Source organism: Staphylococcus caseorum (assembly GCF_049943195.1).
GTDB classification, from domain to species: domain Bacteria; phylum Bacillota; class Bacilli; order Staphylococcales; family Staphylococcaceae; genus Staphylococcus; species Staphylococcus equorum_A.
Genome location: NZ_JBNFUA010000001.1, coordinates 494,356 through 512,140, shown reverse-complemented (window position 1 = coordinate 512,140; position 17,785 = coordinate 494,356). Strand labels below are relative to the sequence as shown.

At 30.6% G+C, this 17,785-nt stretch carries 17 protein-coding genes and 1 pseudogene; 7 read left to right on the top strand and 11 right to left on the bottom strand.

Annotation, left to right across the window (positions count from 1 at the left end; translation table 11 throughout):
• Positions 1 to 68 precede the first annotated feature (68 nt).
• Positions 69 to 1,103, bottom strand: a complete 1,035-nt coding sequence (gene hemE / locus ACP3TL_RS02770; protein WP_046466342.1) for a uroporphyrinogen decarboxylase — start codon at positions 1,101 to 1,103, stop codon at positions 69 to 71.
• Positions 1,104 to 1,363: 260 nt separating this feature from the next.
• Here hemE and ACP3TL_RS02765 point away from each other — a divergent pair, with 260 nt between their 5' ends.
• On the top strand, positions 1,364 to 1,867 hold the full coding sequence (locus ACP3TL_RS02765) for a signal transduction protein TRAP (protein WP_046466341.1): 504 nt from the start codon (positions 1,364 to 1,366) through the stop codon (positions 1,865 to 1,867).
• 83 nt (positions 1,868 to 1,950) lie between these two features.
• Here ACP3TL_RS02765 and ecsB read toward each other — a convergent pair whose 3' ends face one another.
• Together ecsB and ecsA are read right to left on the bottom strand one after the other, a co-directional pair.
• Positions 1,951 to 3,174: an ABC transporter permease EcsB gene (ecsB, locus tag ACP3TL_RS02760; RefSeq protein ID WP_046466340.1), complete on the bottom strand. Its 1,224-nt coding sequence runs from the start codon at positions 3,172 to 3,174 to the stop codon at positions 1,951 to 1,953.
• On the bottom strand, positions 3,171 to 3,908 hold the full coding sequence (ecsA, locus tag ACP3TL_RS02755; RefSeq protein ID WP_046466339.1) for an ABC transporter ATP-binding protein EcsA: 738 nt from the start codon (positions 3,906 to 3,908) through the stop codon (positions 3,171 to 3,173). Before ecsA ends, ecsB begins: the two co-directional genes overlap by 4 nt.
• Before the next feature lie 127 nt (positions 3,909 to 4,035).
• On the opposite strand from ecsA, the gene ACP3TL_RS02750 reads away from it, so the two are divergent.
• The 4 genes from ACP3TL_RS02750 (at position 4,036) to prsA (ending at position 6,981) form a co-directional block, all read left to right on the top strand.
• Complete coding sequence (locus tag ACP3TL_RS02750) at positions 4,036 to 4,461, top strand: HIT family protein (protein ID WP_046466338.1); 426 nt, start codon at positions 4,036 to 4,038, stop codon at positions 4,459 to 4,461.
• A 79-nt stretch (positions 4,462 to 4,540) separates the two neighbouring features.
• Complete coding sequence (locus ACP3TL_RS02745; protein WP_046466337.1) at positions 4,541 to 4,912, top strand: YtxH domain-containing protein; 372 nt, start codon at positions 4,541 to 4,543, stop codon at positions 4,910 to 4,912.
• A gap of 268 nt (positions 4,913 to 5,180) precedes the next feature.
• A complete protein-coding gene (locus ACP3TL_RS02740) occupies positions 5,181 to 5,738 on the top strand; it encodes a DUF3267 domain-containing protein (protein WP_002507252.1) in 558 nt (185 codons plus the stop codon).
• Between the two features lie 253 nt (positions 5,739 to 5,991).
• Positions 5,992 to 6,981 carry a peptidylprolyl isomerase PrsA gene (prsA, locus tag ACP3TL_RS02735; protein ID WP_285325707.1) on the top strand — a complete coding sequence of 330 codons (990 nt, stop codon included), beginning with the start codon at positions 5,992 to 5,994 and terminating at the stop codon, positions 6,979 to 6,981.
• Positions 6,982 to 7,172: 191 nt separating this feature from the next.
• On the opposite strand, the gene yhaM is transcribed toward prsA, so the two are convergent.
• The 6 genes from yhaM to xdrA form a co-directional block, all read right to left on the bottom strand.
• A complete protein-coding gene (yhaM, locus tag ACP3TL_RS02730) occupies positions 7,173 to 8,114 on the bottom strand; it encodes a 3'-5' exoribonuclease YhaM (RefSeq protein WP_046466335.1) in 942 nt (313 codons plus the stop codon).
• Positions 8,114 to 11,047, bottom strand: coding sequence for an AAA family ATPase (locus tag ACP3TL_RS02725; protein WP_046466334.1), 2,934 nt, complete (start codon positions 11,045 to 11,047; stop codon positions 8,114 to 8,116). Before ACP3TL_RS02725 ends, yhaM begins: the two co-directional genes overlap by 1 nt.
• Before the next feature lies 1 nt (position 11,048).
• Positions 11,049 to 12,233: a metallophosphoesterase family protein gene (locus ACP3TL_RS02720; RefSeq protein ID WP_046466333.1), complete on the bottom strand. Its 1,185-nt coding sequence runs from the start codon at positions 12,231 to 12,233 to the stop codon at positions 11,049 to 11,051.
• Positions 12,234 to 12,453: 220 nt separating this feature from the next.
• Positions 12,454 to 12,798 (bottom strand): YlbF/YmcA family competence regulator, encoded by a 345-nt coding sequence (locus ACP3TL_RS02715; protein ID WP_046466332.1) that lies wholly within the window; start codon positions 12,796 to 12,798, stop codon positions 12,454 to 12,456.
• A 68-nt stretch (positions 12,799 to 12,866) separates the two neighbouring features.
• Positions 12,867 to 13,997, bottom strand: coding sequence for a DUF445 domain-containing protein (locus tag ACP3TL_RS02710; RefSeq protein ID WP_046466331.1), 1,131 nt, complete (start codon positions 13,995 to 13,997; stop codon positions 12,867 to 12,869).
• Between the two features lie 307 nt (positions 13,998 to 14,304).
• Positions 14,305 to 14,769, bottom strand: coding sequence for an XRE family transcriptional regulator XdrA (gene xdrA, locus ACP3TL_RS02705; protein ID WP_046466330.1), 465 nt, complete (start codon positions 14,767 to 14,769; stop codon positions 14,305 to 14,307).
• Between the two features lie 430 nt (positions 14,770 to 15,199).
• Here xdrA and purU point away from each other — a divergent pair, with 430 nt between their 5' ends.
• Positions 15,200 to 16,051, top strand: coding sequence for a formyltetrahydrofolate deformylase (gene purU, locus ACP3TL_RS02700; RefSeq protein ID WP_046466329.1), 852 nt, complete (start codon positions 15,200 to 15,202; stop codon positions 16,049 to 16,051).
• A gap of 324 nt (positions 16,052 to 16,375) precedes the next feature.
• Here purU and ACP3TL_RS02695 read toward each other — a convergent pair.
• Positions 16,376 to 16,519, bottom strand: a pseudogene (locus ACP3TL_RS02695) (transposase); the annotation flags it as partial.
• Positions 16,520 to 16,825: 306 nt separating this feature from the next.
• Entirely contained in the window at positions 16,826 to 17,185 is a 360-nt protein-coding gene (locus tag ACP3TL_RS02690) for a hypothetical protein (protein WP_046466328.1), read from the bottom strand.
• A gap of 233 nt (positions 17,186 to 17,418) precedes the next feature.
• Here ACP3TL_RS02690 and ACP3TL_RS02685 point away from each other — a divergent pair, with 233 nt between their 5' ends.
• Positions 17,419 to 17,763 (top strand): hypothetical protein, encoded by a 345-nt coding sequence (locus ACP3TL_RS02685; RefSeq protein WP_046466327.1) that lies wholly within the window; start codon positions 17,419 to 17,421, stop codon positions 17,761 to 17,763.
• Positions 17,764 to 17,785 lie beyond the last annotated feature (22 nt).

The window sequence follows — 17,785 nt, the reverse complement described above, 5'->3', positions numbered from 1 at the left end:
TGTATAATAAATTTTAGATGTATATGACATAATAAATTGTTACTCTTGATGACGTGTGTTTATGTCTACTATCTCTTAGTATAATCATGAACGAATGTTGTTATACGTTTAAGTGTTTCTGGTTTAACTTCTGGAAAAACGCCATGTCCAAGGTTGAAAATGTGCTGTCCATGTTCCATACCTTGATCTAATATTGGTTTTAATCTTTCTTCAATAACGTCCCATGGTGCTAATAACAATGATGGGTCTAAATTGCCTTGCAGTGTTTTAGTGATATTTAAATCTCCAGCTTCTTTGATAGAGAGTCTCCAATCTAGACCTAATACATCGATAGGTAATGAATTCCACTCCTGTGCTAAATGACTTGCACCTACACCAAATAATATTACAGGCACATCATGTTTCGCTTTTATACCCTTAATAAGTTTCTCCATCGCTGGCTTAATATAATAACGATAATCTTTTACATTTAACGCCCCAGCCCAAGAATCAAACACTTGTATTATCTCTGCGCCAGCCTCAACTTGAGCAGAGGTATACGTGATGGACATGTCTACTAAATGATCCATAAGTGCAAACCAAGTTGCTTCGTCACTATACATCATTGCTTTAGTAAAATTATAATTCTTTGAAGGTCCACCTTCAATCATATAACTTGCTAATGTAAATGGCGCTCCCGTAAAACCAATTAATGGCACATTTAATTTTTCTTCAGTCAATATTTTTATTGTATCTAAAACATATGGCACGTCACGCTTAGGATCAATCTTTCCTAACTTTTCAACGTCGTGTATATTTTTTATAGGGTTGTGAATTACTGGACCTATACCAGATTTAATCTCTACATCTACCCCTATCGGCTGAAGTGGTGTCATAATATCTTTATACAGCACCGCTGCATCTGTATTATAATTATCAACTGGTAAATGTGTAACATAAGCACATAACTCAGGTTGATGTGTAATTTCAAATAAAGAATACTTTTCTTTCAATTCTCTATATTCAGGCTGTGATCTACCAGCTTGACGCATAAACCATACTGGTGTGTGGTCTACCGCCTCACCATTTATCATATCTAGGATTGTATTATTTTTATTATGCACCTTGAATCCTCCTACATTATAATCATTCTTATTTATAATACCATACTGTTATATACCCCGTATTTCATTGTGTTAAAATGTCATAAAAAAGACAAACAGTCTACTTTTACCATCTTAATCATTTGACTATTGTTTTCTTTTAGAAATCTATTATAATGTTATCAAAGACTATTATTATATTTATTTGATAACATAGATATATCTATAGTACAGTATAATAGTTATATACACTTTCTTAAACAAAGCAAGGGGGAAATCTTATGAAAATTTATGCATCTTATGGTACTTTTGGTTATTTGAATCAAATCAGACTTAATAACCCTGATCATAACTTATTACAATTTTCAGCTTCTGACTCTTCAGTAATCATTGAAGAAACAGATAATCAATCCGTTTTAAAACAACCTTTAGTTTATGAAGTTCTAAAGGCTGAGGGCGATTTAGATGAGAATAACTTTTATTCAGTAATATTTATTCCGACTTCAGAAGATCATGCTTATCAATTAGAGAAAAAATTGGAAGGCTTTTCTACTGATTTCAATCAATTTGCTGGTTATAGAAGTTATCGTTTCTTAAAGCCGGAACAAGGTTTAACATATAAGATTTACTTTGGCTTCGAAAGTAGAAATGCTTATGAAGATTTTAGAGCTTCGTCTTTATTCAAAGACAACTTTGATAAGCTGGCACTAAGCCAGTTCTTCGGCTCAAGTCGTCAACATTCGAGTTATTTCGAAAGATATTTATTCCCGATTGATGATAATTAATATTGAAAATTACAATTTTTAAAATAAAAAGTCGTTTCTTATGCGCTAGATAAACTATCTAACACATCGAGAAACGACTTTTTTTAATCTCTTAACAATGTTTCTTGATATTTAAGTTTTTTAATGACATTTACAATTGTTAGCCAACCTACAAGGAAGTATAACAAACCAAAGTAACTATAGAGTGGAAATACTACAGCATAGATGATAATAAATAACGCTCCTACAATTAACATTAATCTATACAAGAATTGTTCATATCCTTTTATTACTTTCGATTCAGTAACGGGCCACACCTGGGGCCACAACCCATAGGCTTGTTGTGTATAAAATTGTGCCATTTGTAATAAGATAATGTACATAAACAAGCTACCAATAATTAACATGATAATAGGTTGTTCTAACCAAAACATTAAAACAAGTGCAAGCATTACTAACCTTAAAATAATATTAAAAGCATCTTTACCACGTACAAAACTTCTTATAAATAAATAAAGATACATATAATTTGAATTAAACTTTTTACGCTTAGGCGTAATCAACAATGGATCTAGATAACTTCTTCTTACTGCTGTTTCTTTAAGATGTTTTACATCTGTGAACATATTAACGAATTTATAATAATTCATGTGATGTTGATGTTCTGATTTAATCATTTTTTCCCAAGGATATAAATGTGTCTTATTTTGATAACGGATTAACATTGTTATACCCACGAGGACGAAAACAGAAGTAATACTTGATAATTGTTTCGGCTCTAATGCTAAGTAATATCCCGAGGTGAAAATAATAAAGAGTAATACATACAGAGACCAACCTTCTAATCGGTATTTATACCATTGCCATTTTAATAATAAACCTAGTAATGGGAAAATGAGTGCTAATACAGCAAACAAAATATAAAAACCAAACGTTTGATTATTAATCACAAAAAACAATGGGAATAACACAATTAGTATTAATACTTGAAACCCTATTCGAGAAAAGTAACTATAAATCAAACTATGTTTCATATATTCTGACATATGTTTTTCAAATGGTAATAGAAAAAGTCTATCTGCATCTTTAAGCAACGTTCTAATTGGAAACATAGATGTTAATGCTACGACGATACTAGCAATCAAAGCGTAATTAAAATCATGTGGTATAGATTGTAGCCAATCACCATAGCCTACTAGAAAGGCACCAAACATAATTACAAGAAATACGGAGAAATGGCCATTAAAGATGAATTTATTATAGTATTGCTTTTCTTTGCTTATCTCTTGTTTTCTTGTATTAAATAATTGTTTCGCATTTTGGTTCATGTTTGTTGGCCACCTTGTGTGACATGGATATATATTTCATCTAATGTTTTACCTTCTAAGCCTGTTTGTGCTCTTAGTTCATCTAAGTTTCCGAATGCTACAATTTGCCCTTCGTCCATAATTAAGAATCTATCGCAGTATCTTTCTGCAGTTGCTAAAATATGTGTACTCATTAATACAGTACGACCTTCGTCTTTTTTCTCAACCATTAAATCTAACATTGATTGAATGCCTAGAGGATCTAATCCAAGAAATGGTTCATCAATAATGTATAATTCTGGATCTACAATAAAGGCACAAATAATCATTACTTTTTGCTTCATACCTTTAGAAAAGTGGCTTGGAAATATATTTAATTTATCTTCTAAGCGAAATGTTTTTAATAAAGGTTGTGCCTTCTCCATTGCAGCTTCTTTGCTAATATTATAAGCCATGGCTGTCATGGAGATATGTTCTTGCAATGTTAATTCTTCATAAATAACTGGAGACTCTGGAATATAAGATAATTTTCTTCTATAAGTTTCAACATCTTGTTTTATATTTATATTAGAAATTGTCATCTCACCTTCCATAGGTGTCAGTAAACCAAGCATGTGCTTGATTGTCGTACTTTTACCTGCTCCATTTAATCCAATAAGCCCAACAATTTCACCTTGGGTTAATTCAAAATTTATATTTTTAATTACAGGTCGTTTACCATAACCGCCTGTTAAATGTTCTATTTTTACTGTCATATGGCACCTCCACAAATTATATTGTATCAAAAATCAGTCTATAGGCATAAATTTACTGCGAAAAATGACGGAAATAATATACTAATGCTATAATAGTCAGTAACAATCTTACAAGGAGTGAAGATTCATGTCAGAAACAGTCTTTAGTAAAATTATTGATGGTGACATACCTAGCCATAAAGTATACGAAGATGATTATGTTTACGCATTTTTAGACATTTCTCAAGTTACAAAAGGTCACACACTATTAGTTCCTAAAAAAGCATCAGCCAATATTTTCGAAACAGATACTGAGACAATGAAACATATTGGTGCAGCATTACCTAAAGTGGCAAATGCGATTAAAAAAGCATTTAACCCTGATGGATTAAATATTATACAGAATAATGGTGAATTTGCCGATCAATCTGTCTTCCATCTTCATTTCCACTTTTTACCAAGATATGAAAACGATGTGGATGGCTTTGGCTATAAATGGGAAACGCATGAAGATACGATTGATGATGACCAAAAAGCTAAACTCGCACAAGAAATAGCAGCTCAATTCGACTAAATATGCTTATCTTATCTCATACGGGGTATATAAAACATATTAAAGAATGCGATATTATTTAGAAATGAGGAGAATTTTTATGAAAACAGCTCAAATATTATTAGGTCTTGGTGCTGGCGTTGCAACTGGTCTTGGCTTTGCTTTAATGAATCGCGATAAAAGAGAGTCTAACCAATTTAATGCACAAACAAAAAGACCTGCCGGCGCTGAATCAGAAGTTGATAGAGAAATTAATACCATTAAGCAAAGTATAAATGATATTACGAATTATATCTCTCAAATTAAATCTGAAAGTACAGAATTTGGTAGTACAATTGGTGATGAAGTGAAAACAATGATTGGTGATTTCAAATCTGATATCAACCCTAACATTGAAAAATTACAGTCTCATATCGAGAATTTACAAAATCGTGGCGAAGAAATTAGCAAAACTTTTGAAAAAGATAAGTAACCTACAGTTATTCAATTGATTTTATGCTAAACATCTATCAAACCTAAACATAGAGCTGTAACCTTTAGCATTGTCCATAATGAGGTTTACAGCTCTTTTTATATACTGATATAAACTCCTATAAAAGCATTCAATTGATCGCTTATTTCTTCTTTTATATGCGCCCTATTACATATTCAAAATTATCTTGACCTTTTTACTGTTAGGATAGATAATACGAAAGTATATAAGTGCTGATATTTATTAAGTAGAGGAGCATGATTTAGTTATGTATCTATGTACACGCCAAATTGATATAAATGCACGTTTCGGCTTACCTAGAATCGCATTTCTAAGTTTAGTCACAACGATCATTACATTCTTAATTGCCTATGAAATTTTGTATTTCTTTTCCAATACGAAATTGACGGATCAATATTTTTTAGTATTTTTAGTGTTAGTGGTGATCTTATACCCTATTCATAAAGCAATTCATTTAGTATTTCTGTTTCCTTATTATAAATCTTTCAAAAAATATAAATTAGTGCGACATAAATCCGTTCCTTTTTATAATACGTATGTGAACACACCTGTAAATAAATATTACTTTTGCTTTGATTTAATTACGCCTGTAATCATTATTACGAGCATCTGTGCATATGCCAGCATACAGTTCCCACAATTTGGTCACTACTTTATGTTTATTCTTGCATTAAATATGGGTTATTCAGTAATGGATTTTCTTTATTTAAAAATAATACTATTTTCCAATGAAGGTTCATATATAGAAGAACATCAAACTGGTATTAATATTCTAAATAAAGTTGACACTAAATATGAACAATAATGCATAGTGTCTTTGACATACAAGCAGCATGCTATCTATCAGATACCTAATACGTCTTGTGGGTGGGATAGAAATCAAATTTTAAATTTTGATTTCTATCCCACTTTTTTGTTTTTTATTCAAATTAATTTTAATAATCTATTTTTTTATATATTTACTAATACTATAGTCTTAGAAATAGGGTTTCTTATTGGTGAACACAGCATAATATGTTATATTTACGTTGTTATTATTACAAAAGGAGTTTCCAACCATGAAAACATTTAAAAAAGTTATACTTCCGGTTACGGCAAGCGCGTTGCTATTAAGTGCTTGTGGTAGTAGTGCAACAGATTCAAAAGATGATACGATTATTTCATCAAAAGCTGGAGACGTTAAAGTAGAAGATGTCATGAGCAAAATGGGCGATGAACAAATTGCCAACAGTTCATTCTCAATCTTATTAAACAAATTACTAGCAGATAAATATAAAGACGAAGTTAATACGAAAGACATCGACAAAGAAGTTGAAAAAGAACAAAAACAATATGGCGGTAAAGAACAATTTGAAAGTATGTTAAAACAGCAAAAAATGTCTATAAGTGATTATAAAGAACAGAAGAAAACGCAAGCTTATCAAAAAGAATTACTTAATGACAAAGTCGATGTTTCAGATAAAGAAATCAAAGAAAACACTAAAAAAGGTTCTCATATCTTAATTAAAGTAAAAGAAAATGAAGATGATAAAGAAGGTTTATCTGATAAAGATGCAAAAGCAAAAGCAGAAAAAATCAAAAAACAAGTCGATAAAGATCCAGACAAATTTGGTGAAATCGCAAAAGAAGAATCAGGAGATAAATCATCAGCTAAAAAAGACGGTAGCTTAGGTTATGTTATGAAAGGCCAAATGGAAGATAAATTTGAAAAAGCTCTCTTTAAACTTAAAGAAGGCGAAATTTCTAAAGTAGTGAAAACAGATTATGGTTATCATATTATTAAAGCAGACAAAGAAGACGACTTTGATAAACAAAAAGATAAACTTAAATCTCAATTATTACAATCTAAAGTACAAAAAGAGCCTAAACTATTAACAGATGCATACAAAGAATTATTAGATGAATATAATGTAGACTATAAGGATAGAGATATCAAAAAAGCTATTGAAGATTCAATCTTAAACCCAGAAAAAATAAAACAACAGCAACAACAGCAACAGCAACAAGCTATGCAACAAGGTGGCGCTGGAATGTCTACAGGACAATAAAAAGCCATCACAGTGTCTCTGAAATAGCTCACACAAATTCAAAAAGGCTGATAGATTCTAAAAGAGATTCTATCAGCCTTTTTTATAATAGAAAACACCAAGCCAACAGAAAAACAAATGGCTTGGTGTATTTAATTTGAGGATGTGTTCTTGATGTTCCAAACTATCCTCTTATATAAACAATGACGTGATTAGTCTAGTGACGTTGGATTATAAAACTGTCTGCCATCTAGTCCAAAAATACGCTCAGTAAATTGACCTTTATCCGTTTTCTTATATGCTTTTTCAAACATATTCATTTTAGCATCGATATTATCAATAAAGAATAATATTTCTGCTTCTTTCATGTGCGGTAACTTAGGAGAACCATATTCCATCTTACCATGATGTGCTAAAATCATATGGCGCAATAAAAGTACTTCTTCTCCGTCAAGATTCAACTCTCTTGCCGCTTCTGCAACTTCATCACTCGCTATGGAGATGTGACCAAGTAAATTACCTTCTACTGTGTACGATGTAGCAACTGGTCCGCTTAATTCTCTTACTTTACCTAAATCATGTAAAATAATTGAGCTATATAATAAACTACGGTTAAGTAAAGGATAAATATCACATATAGATTTAGCAACACGCAACATCGTTAATACATGATAACTTAAACCACTAGAAAAGTTATGGTGATGTGTACTTGCCGCTGGGAATGTGAAAAATGCTTCTTGATGCTTACGTATCAAATGACGCGTAATACGTTGTAGCGTAGCATTTTCAATATCTAGCATATAATGTGAAACTTCTTCTTGAATTTCATCTGGTGTTAATGGCGCACCATCAACAAAATCTTGTGTTTTCATATTATCTTCTGGTTTAGCTAACTGTATTTTATTGATTTTCATCTGTTTTCTACCACGATAATTGATAACATCACCAGTAACATGGACAATTTGTTCAGGCTCTAATATTTTCATATCTTCTTTTGAAACCGTCCATAATTTAGATTCTATATCCCCACTTTTATCTTGTAAATGTAGTGTCATATAATCTTTGCCTTGAGCTGTCACACCTTGTATTGCTTTATGAATTAGAAAAAAGTGATCTACAGAATCTCCAGGCTTTAAATTTTCTACGTTTCTCATTATTTACCGCCTTCCTCGAATTTATTCAACGTAATGATTTGTTTTGAAGGCACACTTGTATCTTTCACACATGTAAAGAATAAAATTTGATAATCTTTCGGCATTTGTCTTAAATAATTCATCATAATTTCTTTGCGTTGCTTATCAAAATGTACAAATGCATCATCAATGATAATTGGAAATGGATAGTATGGTTTTAACGTTTTGATTAAACTCAATCGTAATGAAATATAAAGTATTTCTTTAGTAGACTGACTGAGTTCTACTGGTTCATACATTTGACCATTTTGTTGTTTCACCATTAATTCATCGTTAGCATAAGTCACTTGTACGTAATGACCATTTGTTAAATGCGTAAATATATCAGTTGCTTCGCTTATCACTTCTGGTAAACGTTTATCTTTAATTTGTTCAATGTGACCTTCTACTAAAGATTGTAAGTAACTCAGACTTGCCCAATCTTTTGCTTCATCATTTACTTTATTTTTAAGAATATGGAATCTATGTCTTAAATCAGCTAATGTCTTGTCTGTTTCCATATCAGTTATTTTTGCGTTTAAGTCACTAACTTCTGACTGCATTTCTAAATATTGATCATTATATTCGTCTACTTGTCGTGCTAAGACTTCATCTTCATGCGTTAATTGCGCATAAGTCTTTTCACTTAACCTTGAGCTTAAATCATAATTATAATTTTGATTCTCTAAGTATTTCGATAAATCATTAAACCTTGTCATTTGTTGTTGATAATTTTGATATTGTACATGCTGTTGATAATAACTCTCTTCATCAGAAGCATTAACATAGCCAAATAACTGTGTAATCACATTATTATTTTCGTTTAATCGATTGTGTAGTTGCGATACTTCACTCTCAATTAATTTGATTTGCTCATCGTTTCTATTCCATTTTTCAAGATTACTTGTTTCTTCTTTGAGCCACTGTCTAATGTCATGGAATAGTGATAAATCATTAAAATACGTAAATTGATTATTGGTTATTTCTTTAGCATGCGCATAAAATGCTTCTAACGATTCACGTAATTGACGCGCTTGTTCTTTAAGTTCATCGATATGTTTATCGTAGTCTTTAATCTTATTCATTGTGCCAATACTATCAATGATCAGTTCATCTGACATTTTATCAGATAAATGCAAATCTGTTTTAACTTTATGAATACTGTCTTGTGCTTCTTGATATTGTTTTTGAGCTTGGTCTAAACTCGTTGCTAAATAGTCGGCCTTTTTATCAAGTGCTTCTTTTGTCTTAACTGTACTATGCAACTGTTCTCGCACTCGGTATTGATCATCCAAGTCAAAGTCAAGATCATAATTATCTTCTAAATGCGTAATTTGTCGTTGCAAATCATCTATTTCTTTTGAGAAAGTTTCACTATGGCCTATTTCCTTAGATTTTACAAAGAAAACGCCTATGATAAATATGACTGACAATATCGTAAATACGACGCCAAAGAGTATGTTCGCAGATACGAATGAGAAAATCGTTAGTCCTATACTTATTACTGCTAATATAATTAAGCTTATGCGTAATAAATTCTGTTTTTTCTCATTTTCTCGTTGATCTTTATCAAAAGCCTCTTTCATTTTTTGGTAAAGGTTATTCTTTTCTTGAAGCTCAAATACTTGTTTATTATATTGTTTTTTCTTTTCAAAATTTTCTTCAGGTACAATATCTGCCTCTAAAGCATCTATTTCCGTAGCATTGGTCTCTTGATCAATTTTATTTTCTTCGATATTACGTTCGAGTTGTTGTACAAATGCAGTTTGTTCTTGTTTGTTTTTAATTTGATTACTTACAAAGCTTTTCATTGCTTCTGAACTGTCAACTTGATGATGCACATCATGCCAGCCAATATTAGACTTCAGACCAGTCTTTTCGCGCTCTTTATCTTGGATGTCTTTTTCAATAGCTTTAAGTTCGTATTCTTTTTGTTTAATTTCATTCTCTTGTTGGTGTAAATGATTGAAAGCATCTATATCACTTTGTTTCGGAACATTGATTTTTTCGTTTTCTGATTTAAGATGTGCTAACTTTTCTTCTCTTAAACCCAAATCTCTTTTAAGGTTTTGGGTTTGGATTTTTGCAGATTCGTAGCGATCAATACCTTGTTCTGGGAAAAGTACCGGTTCAATATTTAGTTGAGATTCTAATGTTTTCCATTCTTGTGTTTGTTCATGCAAAGTGAGTTCTTTTTGTTTTTCGTTATGCATTTTAGATAACTGTGCTAGGTTTTGCTTTATATTATCTAACCTGCGTTCTGATTTATCTTTATCATCCACAAGTCTTTTATAAGTAGTTAACTTCGACTCTTCTGCTCTAATTTGACTCTCTAAGTCTTTCAACTGATCTAATTGCCGATTAATAATTGGATTACGTCCATTTTTCTTATATAACATTTCTTTTTTCTCATTTAAAATGCCACGCATGCTAGTAAATTCTGTAGAACCTAATGCACCCGCTTGTAATAAATAATTTTGTAATTGTGTCTCATCCATATTTTTATGAATATCTTGTAACCCAAGTACATCAAAAGAAAAAATACCTTGGTATGTACGTTTAGAAATAAAATTCAATTCTTTTTTCAACCAATTTTCATCTTTAATCGTGCCATTAGGTAAATAAACTTTCACATCGCCTACTGCACTACCCTTTATACGCTCTACATCAACTAATGTGCCATCATCTTGAATTAAAGTTAATTTACCACCATATTGGTTACCTAATCGTGGTTCTAAGCGCGGCTCATTTTCTTTTTTTGTTGGAAAACCAAATAAGATGGAGTGAATAAAAGCTTGTATCGTAGACTTTCCAGTTTCGTTTTCACCATATATTTCAGTGAAGGTCTCATCAAATTCGATTGTTCTTTGTATAAATCTACCATAACCATATATCTCTAACGATTTAATTTTCATATTATTCCTCCCTCATATCTGACTTTAATAATTCTTCGGCATGTTCTATCAAACCACGTCGATCAAAATCACTATAATTTTCTAGATATTTAGAAGCTTTAGGGTTTAAATATAAATCGTTCATAGCTTTATCATAAACAGTGTTGTCATCGATTAACTCTGGTGAGAACTCTTTTACTAATGTATTTTGATCTTCATATTTATTGTTGATTGTTAAATTTTCAATAAATACAAAGTTATGTTCATTTTCTTCATAATCACTAATCATTTCATGAACTTGTATGACATCTTGTTCAGGTATCAATTGATCGGAATTAACAATAACCTTTAATTGATAAATCGATTTACCATTTTTTCTCACTTGTGTTTTAAAAGTTTGAATTGCTTCAAAAAGACCTTGCTTAGAAGTTTTATCTGTTTCAAGCGTTGCTTTTTCAAAGCGAATAAATTGTGTAGGTACAAATTTAGCCTCGAGATTTAGATCGTCGCCTTCTACGAGTAAACAACCTTTTTCACCTAATTCTTTAAAGTGTCGGCCTTGTATATTACCTGGATAGTGAATTTGAGGCATATCGCTTAATTGTTGACGTTCATGAATATGACCTAATGCCCAATAATGATACAGCTTATTGTTTAAATCTTCTAATCTAAATTCTGTATAGCGGTCTTTCGCACTAGATTTACTATATGTACCATGAAGTATGCCAATGTGGATTCCCTTTTGACCTTGACTTGATGGATAAGCATCTAATTTATTTTCGTAACTCGCATCATTTTGATAACTAAAGCCGTGAAGATAGATTTCTTCTCCATTTTTAGTGATTGTTTGATAAGTTTCAACATTTTCTGAGAACACTGAAACATTATCTGGCCATTCTGTTCCAATATTCGATGATAAAGGATCATGATTGCCATGACAAATATATACGAATATTTGTTCTTTAGATAAGCGCTCAAATTGCTCTTTCAAAAACACTTCTGCACGTAATGTCCGATTCTGTTGGTCAAATAAATCACCAGAAACAATCATAAAATCTATTTCTTCATTCAATGCTAAATCTACTATTTTTTTAAAGCTTTCGTACGCACTTTTTTGCATATCTTCAAAAATCGACTGACTTAAATAGCTTCTTGACTTAAACGGGCTATCTAAATGTAAGTCAGCACAATGAATAAATTTCACCATACAGTACAGTTCTCCTTTATCTAAAGGTTTAATTAAGATGATACATGCAAGACAATCTATAAATGAATTAGTTGTTCATTCAACTTTTAAGATGTGTGCATGCGAATACCTTGTATCTCTATATTTTACCACATTGTCTAAGATTCAGTCGATAAAACAAAAAAAACTACAATACATAAAATGTATTGTAGCTGGAAATCAAAAATCTGATTAATTGATATTAGTCAGCGTAGATTTCGTCTAAAGGTTTAACAATGATTTGGTTGATTTCTTGGAATACTTGGCTCATGTTTTGTTCAGCAGCCATTAATTCTGAAATGTTTGAATCATTTTCGATTTTTTGAGCTTGTTCTTGTGCTTTTTGTAGCTCTTCTTCACCGATTTCTTCACCTTGCATTTGTTTTTGTTGGAATTCTAATTGAGTTTCACGGAATTCGTCAAATAATTCTTTTGACTCTTTATTTTCTTTAACATTTGCATAAGCTTTTTGAATAGCTTGGTATTCATCACTTTCTCTTAAAGCTTGTTCTAATTGATTTGCATGATCGTGTAAATTTACTGCCACTATGCTTCACTCCTTTTTTGTATATGTGTGAAAACCACATCGGTATTACAATAACATAATTTAATATGTTATACAAAAATTGCAATTACGCCCTGTAATAGCCCTATTATGCCCCCTAATAAAAAACCTAAAAGCATAATTAATTTCAGTTCTTTATTTGCGACATCAATGATTAATCTTTCTATATAAGCTAAATCAAATGTATTAATTTGTTCTTCAACCATTTGTCTTAAATTAATCTTTTGCATGATTGGAGATATATGTTTAGATATATTCTCTATAATAACATCTGTTAGTTTTTGAGAAACTTTACTTTCTAAGAAATGAATAAAGCTTGGCATTAAAGTATTAAACGATTGTTTTGATACTTTATCTACATCTAAATAACCAATGGCTAATTCAGTTATAGAAGTTTTAAATGAATTGTACTGACTTTCGCTAACAAGTTCATTTAAATTTTTAGCTTTCATAGTCTCATATTCATTATCAATGACCTGTTTTGCAATTGCCTTAGCTTTAGGATGTTTAGTTAAACGAATAAGTTCATGTTGAATACGATCAGCAATACTCTCTTTAGTCATAAACATTTGTAATAAGCCAACTATTTTACCTTTTTCGTTGAAGAAAGTCTCCAACATAGATGCAATATCGGCTGCACCTTTTTCTGAACTGAGATACACGCTTGCTCTTTCAAACAATAAATCAGGAACTAAATCTATTTTACTATCAATACTAGCTTCTATTTCTTCAGGAATAATCTGTTTGATAGGTGTAGTTTGATTATCTTGGTAAAATGCATCTAATTTATTTGAAATCACTAAGTCTAATTTTTCATTTGCTAACTGCGCAACATCTAAATCTAACTTATCAGCGAAATATTGCAATGTCATATGTTCTTGTTTTAATTTTTGAATTTGTTTAAGTAATACTTCTTCAATTGCTTGTCTTGAAGATGGTGCATTTAATTTTGATTGGATTAAACTTTCTGTTAATAAGTGTTCTTCAACTACTTGACCAATCTTATCAGCGACTTCTTTTCTACGTTTTGGTATTAATCCTGGTGTAAAGGGCACACGTTTATTAAAAATATAATAGGTTTTAAATGGATGAAATAGCATTCTAACTGCTAAAATATTTGTTACCCCACCTATCAATGCTCCAATCACCATCATAAATACAATTATTAAAAAAGTATGCATAGATGATTTCTCCTTTGAATTCTATAATTTATTTCTGTTTTATTGAAAGACAATTTTAAATTACAATCATTTTTACATTGTATAATACTTACTATAAAAATGTGTAGTAAAAATACCTTGTTTTCTATATTTAGTTACTTAATTCCTCTTAAATATCACAAGTAACTAAAACAACCAAATAAAAAAAGACCTAAATCTTTGTTTAGGTCAAGTAGAGTAAAGTGACTAAATCATTCATATACAATTTAAAGTCCCATGTCACCCAATTATATAAATAATGATTCTCCTATCACAAAATGAATTAATATTATACGTGCATTAATTCTTCTTTTGATATTCTGCCGAAGTATGTTTCAGCTTCTCTTAATTTAGACGTTCCAAATATTGGTTGCGTTTCGTTATTAAGCACACGATAGATATCACTTACTTTATTACCTTGTAAGATGAAACCGTTGCGGCTATCAATCGTATTCCAGTATATGTCACTTGTTGTAGAATGGTTAGGGTATGCACAATGATTACGAGAAATCGTTTGTACCATTTCTAAAGGATCACAACCGAAAGTACTATTTAAAACATCTGAATCTCTGAATAATGCACAAATTGATACACACGTAGTCCAGTTAGGTAATACTCTCTCTTTTTCTATTTGAACTAATGTCTTTTTTGAAAGACCAATAGTTTGGGCCATCGTATCTTGCGTATAACCTGCTTCAATACGTACCATTTTAAATTTTGTTTGAATTAAATCTGTGAAATGCTGTCTATCCATTACTTTAATCTACCTTTCATAAAAGAATATTTTACCCGGACACAAGAAATTGCAATAATACACGCTTCTTGAAACACAAATTACATCTTAATACAATTTTCAAGAAAATAAAAGAGTGAAATGAAATTTTCATTGTTTTTTATCATTGGCGCAATTATCAAAATAATCAATCTTATATCTTATAAATAAGTTACAAACAAAAACATTTTGATTGTAAGCGTATTATTTTTGTGAAAAGTGTTATCCTCTTAAATTACTTATTACACTTTTAAGATAAAAACACTATTAATCATTATAGCCTACTTTACCCATTTACGCATAGAAAAAGATTAAAAAAATTTAAAAGTTATTAAATTGAGCTATAACCGTTTACTTTTTTCAGAATCTTCATTATACTCTGAGTTACTTTTCAAAATTAGAGGTGCTTAAAATGGAAGATAAATACATATTACTAGCAACATGCTCAGACAAAGTTGGAATTACATCATTAATCACAAATATCATTTCACAATATGATTCTAATATTTTACATTTAGATCATTTTACAGAATATGATCATGCACAAGATGCCGATGGAAAATTATATTTACGATTTGAATTTAATAAAGTACCTTTAGTAAAAGAAGCTTTAGAAAAAACACTAAGTGAAAATGATATTGAATTTAACTTATTCGATAATAGTCATAAAACTAAAATTGCCTTATTTGTTTCAAAAGAAGATCATGCTTTTAATGAAGTTTTACTGAGAGTGAAACGTGGAGAAATACCTGCGGAAATTGTATGTGTTGTCAGTAATCACGAAAATAATAGACATTTTGCAGAAACGTTTAATATTCCTTTTTATTATGTGCCTAGCAACGATGCCAAAGATTTAGTTGAAAAAAATATTTTAGATATTTGTGGCAAACACGAAATTGAACTCATTGTATTAGCAAAATATATGCAAATTTTAAGTGACGATTTCGTGAGCCAATATCCAAATCAAATCATCAATATTCATCATTCCTTCTTACCTTCTTTTATTGGAGCAAATCCTTATAAACAAGCTTGGGAACGTGGAGTGAAACTTGTCGGAGCTACAAGTCACTATGTAACATCTGACTTAGATGAAGGCCCTATCATTGATCAAGATGTGACACGTATTAATCATCGTTATAATGTTCAAGACTTAAGAAAAATTGGTCGTCATGTTGAATCAAGTGTATTAGCACAAGCTGTTGAATACCATGTTCAACATAAAGTAATAGTTACAAAAGGAAATAAAACAATCGTATTTAATTAATAGTTAAAACGGCGTGTACTACTCGCTGTTACCATATGCTCATGTATCATTTTTTAATAATAACTATCAATATCTTCTATTATAAGTGTGATTTTTAAAAATGAGATAATACCTAGAATCTTTAGGTATTATCTCGTTTTTTTATTTACATGCTCACTATTAATTGATGCAATTAGATTTTTTTAGATTCAATACAATCTAAATGAACAGCTTTAATTTTAACGTTAACTGTTCTATAACAGAGCTTAACCAGTTTTGTCTATATTAATATCTTTCGTAGGTTCTCAAACTTTTCACACGTTGTTTTAAAAATTTTTACATTCTTTGTGAAAATAAATCTGTATCATGAAAACGACGTGTATAGTTTTTACTAAATGTACCGAAACGAGGTACTTTATCTAAAAAGTTATAACCTAACTACCAACGGTAAGCTACGTTCGTTTCTGTTTCTTTTATCGTTTGATTTATTCAACATTACAAACTCCACCACTGTTTAATTTAAATATATTATATTATTTTTAAAAAAATAGCAGTAATTTGTGCCGACTCCTGCGGGAAAAGCACTGGTCGAAGACTACAGGATGAGGCTGTGCCCGCGGAAAGCGTGCACAAAAAAGTGTCGACAAAGTCGGAAACTTTGTCGACACTCTGAAAGAGCCTATAAAGGCTCTTTTTTAGTTTGAATGATTTAATTTATCATGATTACTGATATTCTATTCTCTTAAAAAATAATTTTTAAGAATCAATTATTTAATTTTTTAGAACAAAGAATTGTTACATTGAGTCTGCTTGTGTACGCGTTGTCTCTTTACTTAAAACTTCCATATCATATCCATCGTCAGTTTCTGTATATTTTATCTTAACTGTTTCTCCATCTTTTTCTACTTCCGTAGGTAATTCTTTAGATTCTCCATCTTCATCAGTAAGCGTAACCGCTCCATCTTCAGCTTGAGTACCCTTGATACCTTCTTTTAATTTAAGATGTACTGTACTCTCATCTTTCTTGCTCACTTCTACTGGATTATCTATACTTGCAGCACTTGCACTATTGAAGACACCTACTAACGAAATAATTAAAGCAGCAACCATTAAACTTACTAACCCCTTACTTTTCATAAAATTTAATGTATCCATATAGAAAATTCCTCCTTAAAATGTTGCAATTTATTTTGACTATCTTGCAACTTGGTTATAACACTAACAAAATATTCAGAATTTTTAAAGTTTTTATATGAATATATTCCGAAAAACTTTCTGTTTGTATTTAAGCTTTTAATTATAATTTATATTAAGTTAATCTCTTATTTGTTGCATACATTAAAAAATGATATACTAGGAAAAATTTCACTAAAATTAGAGGCTCGGCTATGACAATACAGACACACAATACAGCGTTTTCGCTATACGCTGCTATGAAAGTATCTACAGCTCAAACACTTCCGGGCACTTTAACACTTCTAAATGATGAAATTCGGTTTCAAGCAAGCGGTCCACTTAAAGGAACAGAAAATAAAGATGCTTTTCATTTTAATGAAGTCAAAAATGTTAAATTTGGTTTTTCATTTACTCCATTCCGTATTGTCATAATAGATAACGATGGTGAATCGTGGATCTTTGACCAAGTAAATCGTAAAGATGGCAAACGATTTGTAGAACTTTACAACTCCATTAATAAAATTAAAGAGGAGAATCATTCTTACTATAGAAATTAAGTATTTTTGCGTTCATCTAAAC

Bases quoted from the DNA above. Each gene is read 5' to 3' on its own strand.
- ACP3TL_RS02740 (WP_002507252.1), top strand. From the start codon at position 5,181: ATGTATCTATGTACACGCCAAATTGATATAAATGCACGTTTCGGCTTA.
- ACP3TL_RS02690 (WP_046466328.1), bottom strand. From the start codon at position 17,185: ATGGATACATTAAATTTTATGAAAAGTAAGGGGTTAGTAAGTTTAATG.
- prsA (WP_285325707.1), top strand. From the start codon at position 5,992: ATGAAAACATTTAAAAAAGTTATACTTCCGGTTACGGCAAGCGCGTTG.
- ACP3TL_RS02725 (WP_046466334.1), bottom strand. From the start codon at position 11,047: ATGAAAATTAAATCGTTAGAGATATATGGTTATGGTAGATTTATACAA.
- ecsB (WP_046466340.1), bottom strand. From the start codon at position 3,174: ATGAACCAAAATGCGAAACAATTATTTAATACAAGAAAACAAGAGATA.
- xdrA (WP_046466330.1), bottom strand. From the start codon at position 14,769: ATGGATAGACAGCATTTCACAGATTTAATTCAAACAAAATTTAAAATG.
- ecsA (WP_046466339.1), bottom strand. From the start codon at position 3,908: ATGACAGTAAAAATAGAACATTTAACAGGCGGTTATGGTAAACGACCT.
- ACP3TL_RS02750 (WP_046466338.1), top strand. From the start codon at position 4,036: ATGTCAGAAACAGTCTTTAGTAAAATTATTGATGGTGACATACCTAGC.
- yhaM (WP_046466335.1), bottom strand. From the start codon at position 8,114: ATGAGAAACGTAGAAAATTTAAAGCCTGGAGATTCTGTAGATCACTTT.
- ACP3TL_RS02745 (WP_046466337.1), top strand. From the start codon at position 4,541: ATGAAAACAGCTCAAATATTATTAGGTCTTGGTGCTGGCGTTGCAACT.
- purU (WP_046466329.1), top strand. From the start codon at position 15,200: ATGGAAGATAAATACATATTACTAGCAACATGCTCAGACAAAGTTGGA.
- ACP3TL_RS02720 (WP_046466333.1), bottom strand. From the start codon at position 12,233: ATGGTGAAATTTATTCATTGTGCTGACTTACATTTAGATAGCCCGTTT.
- ACP3TL_RS02685 (WP_046466327.1), top strand. From the start codon at position 17,419: ATGACAATACAGACACACAATACAGCGTTTTCGCTATACGCTGCTATG.
- ACP3TL_RS02710 (WP_046466331.1), bottom strand. From the start codon at position 13,997: ATGCATACTTTTTTAATAATTGTATTTATGATGGTGATTGGAGCATTG.
- ACP3TL_RS02765 (WP_046466341.1), top strand. From the start codon at position 1,364: ATGAAAATTTATGCATCTTATGGTACTTTTGGTTATTTGAATCAAATC.